The organism is Thermodesulfobacteriota bacterium (genome assembly GCA_036482575.1).
Classification (GTDB): domain Bacteria; phylum Desulfobacterota; class GWC2-55-46; order GWC2-55-46; family JAUVFY01; genus JAZGJJ01.
The window spans coordinates 1-2,736 of record JAZGJJ010000107.1 but is presented as its reverse complement, the minus strand read 5'-3'; the positions used below and the strand labels follow the sequence as shown (position 1 = coordinate 2,736).

The following is a 2,736-nucleotide window of genomic DNA, read 5'->3' as shown; positions in this document are numbered from 1 at the left end:
GATTACAAACCCCACGCTCGGCATATACAGGTACCTTTCGGCGAACGCGTGTTCCCCCAGGGCCGGTATATAAAGGGCGGGAAGCAGCGGAACGGCCACAAGCAGAAGACCGAACGCCGCCGTAGGGCTCCGCCTCATCAAGAGCCATACGGCGGCCATAAAGGCGGCTGCCGCAAAGAGCGACAAGATGCCCCTCCATTCCAGCATCGAGGATATCGGGTGGAAGGTATGCGTCACGTTCAGGTTCATGGGAAGGAGCAGCTTTCCGAGATGCTGGGCGAAAAGAGGAAAGACGTTTATGAACTGTTCGTAAGCGCTCAGGCCGGCATGGACGTTTACGGGGGCCAGGCCCCCTACGACGTAAGACCTTACGGCGAAGTAGAGTGCCGCCACGGCCAGGTAGGGCAGGTAGCGCTTGAGCAAGGAGTAAAACGCGAGACCCTTTCCGAAGCAGCGGTCATAGGCCGCCATGACAAGAGGCAGCGTAAGGGCCGTCTCTTTGGAGAGGGCCGCAAGGAGGAAGAAGACGAGCGAGAGTCCCGGCCGGTCTTCCCGTATATAGAAGTAAAAGGAAAGGAGGTAGAAGAGGGTAAACGAGAGCTCCGGGACTCCGCTGACCCACGCCACCGCCTCGGTGTGGACCGGGTGTGTGGCAAAGAGAAGGGCGGCGAAAAATGCCGTACCCCGGCCGCCTGCGGCGGGTGAAGCGTCGTTTTCGGTCCCGCCCTGAGCCCGGGACGGGCTGCCGAGAATAAAAGAGGTTATAAGGAAGACCATGACCGTGACCCCGGCATGCAAGAGCACGCTTGTCAGGTGAAACCCCAGGGGGTTGAGGCCGAAGAGATGATAGTCGGCCGTAAAGATCAAGTACATCACCGGGCGGTAATAGTTCGAGGCGTTCCTGCCGCTGAATGACCATACGTCCGTGAGGAAGATGTCGGGAAGGGAGCTGGGATCCTGGATCCGCGGGTTCTGTACTACCTGTGGCAAGTCGTCGTATACAAAGCCGTTCGGAAGGCTATTCAGGTATACGACGGAGGAGACCATAAAAAGGACTATTATGGCGGTCTTTGAGGTCAATGTCCGGCTCTCTCCATTTCAAAGATACCTCGCCTGGAAAGCTCCTCAAGTGCCGTGCGCGGCCCCTGAAAAGCGGGGTCTATCCTTAACGCCTCCTCGAACTCCCTTATGGCCCCGTCCACGCTCCCCTTATCTCGTAAGAGGAGGCCGAGGTTATAGTGCGTTTCCACCTGCAGGGGGAAGGAGGGAAGGCGGCTACGTTCTACGTATCGCCACCCTGCCGGGGGCCGCCCGTCATCCTCTTCTTTCTTTCCTCTTCTCTTTCCTTCTCCTCCATATTATCGTAGTCGTAGAAGAGGAAGTAGATGGCGACCCCCACAAGGGTGACGAGCATGATGGCGGGTTCTTTAACGAAGTACCATGTCGTGCCGCCGGCGAGTGCCAGGCCGAATCCGAGCCAGTTTATCTTCTTGACGGTATCGGCGGGCAGCGTCTTTACCCACCTGCCCGCGTACTTGTAGAAGAACATAAGGGCGACGAATATGCCCACCAGTACGAAGACGCTTTGCATGCTCATGGCTATCCTTTCCCTTTCTTCCCGCCGGCGAAGAGTCTCTTTATGGCCGGGGTATAGGGGCGCCTTAAGACCCCCCTTTCGGTTATTATTGCCGTGACGAGCCTTGCCGGGGTTACGTCGAAGGCCGGGTTCCTGACCTTTATCCCCTTTGGCGCGAGGCGGGTCTTTCCGGCGTGCGTTACCTCGCGGGCGGGCCTCTCCTCTATCGGGATGTCGTCTCCCCTCTTTATGTCCGGGTCGATGGTGGAGGAGGGCGCGGCTACGTAGAAAGGGATCCCGTGGGCCCTGGCGAGGATGGCCACCGAGTAGGTGCCGATCTTATTGGCCACGTCCCCGTTGGCCGCTATCCTGTCCGAGCCGACGACCACGGAGTCGATGAGCCCCCGGCCCATCATGTATCCGGCCATGTTGTCGGTTATGAGCGTTACGTCGAAGCCGTCCTTCTGTAACTCCCAGGCCGTGAGCCTGGTGCCCTGGAGGAAGGGTCTCGTCTCGTCGACGAAGACCCGTACCTTCTTTCCCGCCGCCCTGGCCCCCCTTATGACCCCGAGTGCGGTGCCGTAGCCGGCGGTGGCGAGCGCCCCGGCGTTACAGTGGGTGAGTACGGTGGAGCCGTTCTTTATGAGCCGGGCCCCGCGCTTTCCTATAAGCTTGTTTGCCGCTATATCTTCCCGGTGTATCTTCCGCGCTTCCGCGACGAGTTTTTTCTTAAGCTGCGCCACGCTCGACCTCCCGCTCGCTTCCACGACCCCGTTCATCCGCTCTATGGCCCAGAAGAGGTTTACGGCCGTGGGTCTGGCCGAGGCGAGTGTCCGGGCGATCCTGCCAATCTCTCTCTTGAAGGCCTTCAACTCTTTCGTCCTGACCCTCCGGGCACCGGCGGCAAAACCCATGGCAGCGGCCACGCCTATGGCCGGGGCGCCGCGAACGACCATGTCCTTTATCGCCTTCGCCACTTGCCGGTGGTCCGTGTACCTCCTGTACACCACTTTTCCGGGCAGGAGCCGCTGGTCTATCATTACCACGCGGTTATCTTTCCATTCGACGGTCTTTACCATTTCGTTCCCTCGGGGGTTTTTCCGGTTTCGGGCCGGTGTCTACTGCAGGGTTGTTTCCGTTTCGGAGGGTTTTTCGAGCCG

At 59.4% G+C, this 2,736-nt stretch carries 4 protein-coding genes; all 4 read right to left on the bottom strand.

Going from position 1 to position 2,736, the window contains the following annotated elements; genetic code table 11:
- The coding region (locus V3W31_04595) for a hypothetical protein (protein MEE9614218.1) at positions 1–1,080 on the bottom strand (1,080 nt) is incomplete at its 3' end.
- A complete protein-coding gene (locus V3W31_04590; protein MEE9614217.1) occupies positions 1,077–1,250 on the bottom strand; it encodes a tetratricopeptide repeat protein in 174 nt (57 codons plus the stop codon). The genes V3W31_04590 and V3W31_04595, both read right to left, overlap by 4 nt.
- A 32-nt stretch (positions 1,251–1,282) precedes the next feature.
- Positions 1,283–1,597: a hypothetical protein gene (locus V3W31_04585; GenBank protein ID MEE9614216.1), complete on the bottom strand. Its 315-nt coding sequence runs from the start codon at positions 1,595–1,597 to the stop codon at positions 1,283–1,285.
- Positions 1,598–1,599: 2 nt separating this feature from the next.
- Positions 1,600–2,655 carry an S-methyl-5-thioribose-1-phosphate isomerase gene (gene mtnA, locus V3W31_04580; protein MEE9614215.1) on the bottom strand — a complete coding sequence of 352 codons (1,056 nt, stop codon included), beginning with the start codon at positions 2,653–2,655 and terminating at the stop codon, positions 1,600–1,602.
- Positions 2,656–2,736 lie beyond the last annotated feature (81 nt).